At 71.5% G+C, this 6,156-nt stretch carries 6 protein-coding genes; 2 read left to right on the top strand and 4 right to left on the bottom strand.

Going from position 1 to position 6,156, the window contains the following annotated elements:
- Window positions 1–47 precede the first annotated feature (47 nt).
- Window positions 48–635, top strand: coding sequence for a nicotinamidase (locus ACTT8P_RS21045; RefSeq protein ID WP_442833230.1), 588 nt, complete (start codon window positions 48–50; stop codon window positions 633–635).
- Window positions 636–741: 106 nt separating this feature from the next.
- On the opposite strand, the gene ACTT8P_RS21050 is transcribed toward ACTT8P_RS21045, so the two are convergent.
- Together ACTT8P_RS21050 and ACTT8P_RS21055 are read right to left on the bottom strand one after the other, a co-directional pair.
- Entirely contained in the window at window positions 742–1,059 is a 318-nt protein-coding gene (locus tag ACTT8P_RS21050) for a hypothetical protein (protein ID WP_442833231.1), read from the bottom strand.
- A 122-nt stretch (window positions 1,060–1,181) separates the two neighbouring features.
- Window positions 1,182–3,536 (bottom strand): immune inhibitor A domain-containing protein, encoded by a 2,355-nt coding sequence (locus ACTT8P_RS21055; RefSeq protein ID WP_442833232.1) that lies wholly within the window; start codon window positions 3,534–3,536, stop codon window positions 1,182–1,184.
- A 376-nt stretch (window positions 3,537–3,912) separates the two neighbouring features.
- Here ACTT8P_RS21055 and ACTT8P_RS21060 point away from each other — a divergent pair, with 376 nt between their 5' ends.
- A complete protein-coding gene (locus tag ACTT8P_RS21060) occupies window positions 3,913–4,215 on the top strand; it encodes a hypothetical protein (protein ID WP_442833233.1) in 303 nt (100 codons plus the stop codon).
- A 62-nt stretch (window positions 4,216–4,277) separates the two neighbouring features.
- On the opposite strand, the gene ACTT8P_RS21065 is transcribed toward ACTT8P_RS21060, so the two are convergent.
- Together ACTT8P_RS21065 and ACTT8P_RS21070 are read right to left on the bottom strand one after the other, a co-directional pair.
- A complete protein-coding gene (locus ACTT8P_RS21065; protein ID WP_442833234.1) occupies window positions 4,278–4,997 on the bottom strand; it encodes an RDD family protein in 720 nt (239 codons plus the stop codon).
- Between the two features lie 89 nt (window positions 4,998–5,086).
- The coding region (locus ACTT8P_RS21070) for an RDD family protein (RefSeq protein WP_442833235.1) at window positions 5,087–6,156 on the bottom strand (1,070 nt) is incomplete at its 5' end.

Consider the following 6,156-nt stretch of genomic DNA (forward strand, 5'->3'; position numbering starts at 1 on the left):
TTGCTGATCCGACTCATCGCTGATCCGACAGCCGAAGGACACCGACCATGCGCCGCGCCTTGATCGTCGTAGACGTGCAGAACGACTTCTGTGAGGGAGGCAGTCTCGCCGTCGCCGGGGGCTCCGACGTGGCCGCCGCCGTCACCGAGCTGATCGGCCAGGCGCCGGCCGGCTACCGGCACGTGGTGGCCACCCGGGACCACCACATCGCGCCCGGCGGTCACTTCGCCGACCACCCCGACTACGAGCACTCCTGGCCGGCGCACTGCGTCGCCGGTACGGAGGGCGTGGGCTTCCACCCGAACTTCGCGCCCGCCGTCGCCTCCGGCGCGGTCGACGCGGTTTTCAGCAAGGGGGCGTACGCGGCGGCGTACAGCGGGTTCGAGGGCGCCGACGAGAACGGGGTCGGGCTCGGGGACTGGCTGCGGGAGCGGGGGGTCGACGAGGTGGACGTGGTGGGGATCGCCACGGATCACTGTGTGCGGGCTACCGCGCTGGACGCGGTGCGGGAGGGGTTTCGTACGCAGGTGTTGCTTGACTTGACGGCTGGGGTGGCTGCGGGGACTACTGAGCGGGCCGTGGAGGAGATGCGGGGGGCGGGGGTGTCGCTTTCCGGGAAGCCGATGGTTCAGTAGCCGGGCTGGGCGCCGTTACGGCTGGGCATGTACGCCGGGTGCAGCGCCATTGTGGCTGGTCGCGCAGTTCCCCGCGCCCCTGAGTGCGCTCCCGGACGGGGCGTTTTCAAGCTGGCGACGGTTTGAGCAGGGCACGGATGGGATGCCACAGCTCCGGCACCAGGGTGGCCGGGTCGGTGCGCCAGAGCAGGCCGTCCGGGTGGTGGAGTACCGCGGTGATCTCGTCCGGGGTCGGTGGGGCGGCGTTGCCGCGCAGGTAGACGGCGCGCAGGCCCAGGTTGCGGAGTCTGGTCAGGGCTCGGGCGCGGTTGCGGGCGTGGACCAGGACGCGGACCGTGCCCGGTCCGTCACCGGCGGGTCTGGGCAGGTTCAGCGCCACCACCACCGTGCCGTTCGGCAGCTTGCTGAATCCTCCTGCGGCCATGCGGTCCACCTCCCTGTGCCGTCCGGTGTCAATAAGAGAGCCACAGACGCACCTAAGCACGGATCGACGGCGGCCCGCCAGGGGGTCGCCGCCGATCATGTGTTGACCTGCGAGGATGCGGATTATTTCACCGCGGGGCCGACTTCCAGTTCGATCGTGGAGCCGTCCCGGGCCTCCTTGGTGATCTTGATCTTGGTGTTGGTGTCAGTTGTCCGGACGCCGCCGGTGGGGTTCGACTCGTCGTAGTAGTCACTGGCGTGATCGTTGAAGACGGAGACCCCCTTCGCGGACGGGACGCGGACCGCGACGTCCGCCTTGTGCAGGGTGAGGGCGTCGGTGCGGTAGGTGCTGAACGGCGAGTCGTACGCCTGGAACCGGTTCCGCATCAGGGTGCCGTCCGACCACTTCAGGGCGGTCGGGTGGGCGTCGACGGGGAGGATCAGGCCGGTGCCCGGGTGGTCGCCGGTGTTGTTGTCGGCCTGCGAGGTGTCCCACTTCCAGATCAACAGGCCGTTCTGGTACGGGAAGTGCTCCACCCAGTCCGGACGGGTGGTGGAGAAGCCGAAGTTGTACGGGCCCGTCTTCAGCGTCGTGTCGTAGGAGACGTACTGCCGGTTCTCCGCGATGTAGTACTGCGCGTACTCCTTGGTGAAGGAGGCGCCGACGCGGGAGAAGCCGGTGGCGGTCCAGGCGGCGTCCGCGGTCTCGGCGTTGTCGGAGAAGAGCGCGGTACCGTCCGCCGTGACGGTGATCTCGTCGGCCGTGAAGCCCTTCTGGGCCACGCCGCCGTCGGTCTGGTAGCGGAAGCGGAGGTCGATCTGCTGGCCGGCGTAGGCGTCCAGCGGGTAGACCAGCTTCTGGTGCGCGTCGACCGAGCCGGTCAGGGCCGGCTTGTCGCTGGCGTCACGCGGGATCGGCTGGCCGTCCGCGGTGCCGTCCAGCGGCGTCCAGGTGGCGCCGCCGTCGGTGGACGCCTCGGTGTACAGGTAGTCGTAGTCGGCCTCGATGTCCCACCAGCCGTCGAGGGTCAGCTCGGCGGACGACTTGCCGGTGAGGTCGACGCTGCGGGTGAGGGTGTTCTTCAGGTCGTCGCCGCTGCCGCTCCACCACTGGGTCTCCCCCTCGGCGGGCGGGAAGACCTCGGTGGTGACCTCCTCGTCCGGGAGACTGACCACGAGCGCCTGGTCGTTCTTGGTGTTGTACTCGGCGACGCCCAGCTTGTGCTTGGACTTCTGCCCCGCCTCGGCGGTGGAGTAGTCGAGCCAGCCGAGCTGGAGCTTGTCCCAGGCGTTCATGTCGCCGGGCAGGTCACCGATGGCGTCCTCGCCCCGGCCCAGCCACGAACCGGACGACATCAGCGTCCAGAAGCCGGTGGAGTTCTCGCCGCCGTTGGTGTCGTACTCGTCGGGCAGGCCCAGGTCGTGGCCGTACTCGTGGGCGAAGACCCCGAGGCCGCCGTTCTCCGGCTGGATGGTGTAGTCGCCGACCCACAGGCCGGTGTCGCCGATCTCGGTACCGCCGAGCCTGTTGTCGGCCGGGCCGGTGGCGCCGGCGTCGGTGCCGAAGGCGTACCAGCGGTGCGCCCAGATCGCGTCCTCGCCCTGCGCGCCGCCGCCGGCCGACTCGTCCTCGCCGGCGTGCACCAGCTGGAAGTGGTCGATGTAGCCGTCAGGTTCGTTGAAGTCGCCGTCGCCGTCGTAGTCGTAGCGGTCCCAGACGTCGTACGCGGAGAGGTCCGCCTTGATGTCCGCCGCCGAGCGGCCGGCCGCCTCCTGGTCGGCGACCCAGGCGGTGACGCCGTCCTGGACCGCGTTCCAGGCGCAGGTGTCGCAGTCGTTGGAGCCGTACCGGGCCTCGTTGTAGGGGACCTTGACCCAGTCGGTGACCTCGCCGTCCACCGAGTAGCGGCCCGAGGACTGCTTCTCGTAGTACTTCTTCAGCGACTCGGTGTCCTTGCCGGTGCCGAAGTAGAGGTCCTGGTAGTGCTGCTGGTTGTAGTCGGCCAGCCAGTCCGTGCTGTTGTCGACCGAGCGGTCCGGCTCGGCGATCTGGTTGTGCAGCGGGCCGGGCGTGCCGCCGTAGCGGCTGTCGGTCTGGTCGCCGAACTCGACCAGGATGGTGAAGATCTTGTCGGTCTTCTCCCGGCCCAGCTCGACGTACTTGGAGCCGCCCTTCTTGGCCTTGCCGCCCTTGAGCTCGACCACCTGGGAACCGTCCCGGTCCTTGGCGGTGGCCTCGCCGGATATCAGCTGGTTCAGGGCCTCTTGACGCTGTGCGTCCTGGGTCTTGCTGAGCGGGCCGTCGAGGTCGTGCTGCCGCTCGGTCGCGGACAGCGGGTCCTGCCGGTCGACGGCGGCGGGCCGGGCGGCCGGGTCGGCCCCGGTGGTCGCGGCCGCGGAGAGCGTGGCGGTGGCGGTGGCGGCGGCGAGCGCTACGGCGGTCGCGGTCACCCGGAACATCCAGGGTCTGGTGGTCACTTGAGATCCTCCACGGAGCACGTCTGGTCAACGCGCGTAGTCAAGTGACGACATTTGACTAGAGGTTCAGAGGAAAAGACAGACCTTGACTGGAACAGATCAAGAGCGTTATGCGGATGCGCGATCCGGTTACCGGACATGCCGCCGAAACGGAACAGAAACCCGACGGGCGCGTGCAACCGTCCAGTTGGTGGACGCCATGAATCCGTGCGCCCCCCGTGCTGCCGCACTGTGAGTCAGGTAATGCTTACTTGTCGTTCCCCTCGGGCATGCGACCGATTAGAGTCGCTTGGCGGAACGCCTGGGAGTCGGCGGAAAGCCAGGCCGACAGCCCGTCTCACCCCCGAGATCACTCCCTTTCGAGGACACGATGGCCATGCCCCGTCCGACTGTCGCACAGACCGCCTACGGTTCCCTCACCGTGATCCTCTCGACGTTCGCCATGCTGCTGCTGTCGCAGACGACCTCAGCCGGGTGGATCGCCCTCGTCGCCGTCGTGGCGCTCGCCCTCGGGCTGCTGGTGGCGATGACCGTACCGACCGCCAAGCCGCGTACGGTCGCCGTCCACCGGCCGGCCACCACGACCGCCACGAACGCCGCCGCCGAACCGGCGCCGGTGCCCGTGGCCCACCACGCCGCCGGCCCGGCCGGCGAGGCGGTGGGGCAGCGCGCGGCCTGAGCGCCGGATCACGACACGCCTGTGGGGCGCCTCCAGCACGGGGGCGCCCCACAGGCATGCACTCACCGGGTACTGACCACGACCGTCTTGGCCGCCTTGTCGTGCAGGCCCTGCTTGTAGGGCCGGTCGAAGTAGCTCCAGCCGCCGCAGATCAGCGTCCACACGCAGGCGCAGCAGAACGCGAACGGGATCCACAGCACCGCCGCGCGGATCAGCGAGGTCTGCACCGAGGGCGTGGACCCGTTGGCCAGGTCGGCCACCCGCATGCCCAGCCACTTCTTGCCGAGCGTCTGCCCGGTGCGGCTGATCAGGAAGGTGTCGTACGCCAGGTAGAGCACGGCCGCGATCACCGACTGCCAGATCGAGTTGCCGACCCCGACCCGGTCGCCGTTCACGTCGTACTCCTGGACGTTGAAACCCCAGGTGAGCAGCCAGACCACGATGCCGACGAGGATCATGTCGATGATCCGGGCCAGCGTGCGCCGGCCGCTGTCGGCCAGCGGGGGCATCCCGGCCAGCGGATCGGCGGGGCCACCGCCGTAGGGATCACCGCCGTAGGGGCCGCCGCCCGGGGGTCCTCCGTAGGGGCCGCCGCCCGGGGGTTGCCCGTAGGGGCCGCCGCCCGGGGGTGGGGGCTGGCCGCCGCCGGGCGGCGGCGGGCTGTCGTACGGGGAGCCCGCGCCGCCCGGGCCCGGACCGGTTCCGGACGGCGGAGGCTGCTTCCGATACGGGTCGTCGTCCGGCGGCTGCCCGCCGGGGCCGGGAGGCGGTTCACTGCTCATGGCCCGAGTCGACCGCGAAGCCCCACTCGGCGCATCCGGCGAGCGGCCGTCCGGGCTACGGAATCCGCTACGCCGTTTGCCCGAGGACCTCAGCCCGCGACGAACGTACCCGCCGCCTTGTCGTGCCAGCACTGGCGCCACGGCCGGTCGAACAGACACCACAGGACGCCGACGATCCCGATGACCAGCAGCCCCGGCACGCTGTAGACCAGCCAGCGGCGCAGCGCGGCGCCGAAGGACGGCGGCTCGTGCGCCTCGATGTCCCGCACCTCCAGGCCGCACAGCTTCTTGCCGAGGGTGCGGCCCCACTTGGCGGTGGGCAGCGCCTCGTAGCCGACGCCGAAGACGAGCAGCACGGCGAGGACGATGCCGAGGTACACCGAGGTGGTGCCGTCCAGCAGCCACACGGTGACGGTCTCGCCGGACAGCTTCGCCGCGTCGATCTTGTCGGCGATGTGGTCGGCGGCCTTCATGCCGAGCGGTACCCCGGGGACTGCGGTGACGGCGGCCAGGACGACGGTGTCCAGCAGCCGGGCGGCCAGCCGCTTGCCGAGCCCGGCGGGGCGGGCGGCCGCCTGGCGGCGGGCGGCGGCCTGGAAGATGTCCTCGGTGGGCGGCCGCCAGGGCGCGACCGGCTGCTCCTCGGCGCCGGCCCCGGCGAGCCGGTGCACCTGCTGGGCCCAGGAGGACTGTCCGCCGCCGGGACCGGCGGTGAGGGGGGCCTGCGGCGGGACGGCTCCCGGGGACAGTTGGGGGCCGGAGGGGGCGGGGGGCTGCGGCTGGGGCTGCTGGGTGGGGAAGGGCTGGGGTGCCACCGCCGGGCCCTGGTGGGCGGCGGGGGTGCCGGGGGTCCCCGGCCGGGACCCGGTCGGGCGCTGGGCCGCGCGCGGGGAGACCGCGCGGAACTTCATCGTGCCGGGGTCGTCGTCGGTCCCGGCGGCGGTCCCGGCGGCGGACGCGGGCGCGGAAGCGGGTCCGGGCGTGGGTGTCGGCGGTCGGCCGGTCCCGGCGGCCGGTCCGGGTGTGGCCGGCCGGCCGGCGTCCGGGCGCCGGAAGAGGACCGTGCCGCCGGTCTCCTCCTCGGCGTCGCCCGCGGCCGCCGTACCGCCCGGGTCCGGGCCCGGTCCCGGGCCGTCGGCGGGGGCGGCCGGCCGGGGCA

Source organism: Streptomyces sp. JW3, from assembly GCF_052216785.1.
Classification (GTDB): Bacteria; Actinomycetota; Actinomycetes; order Streptomycetales; family Streptomycetaceae; genus Streptomyces.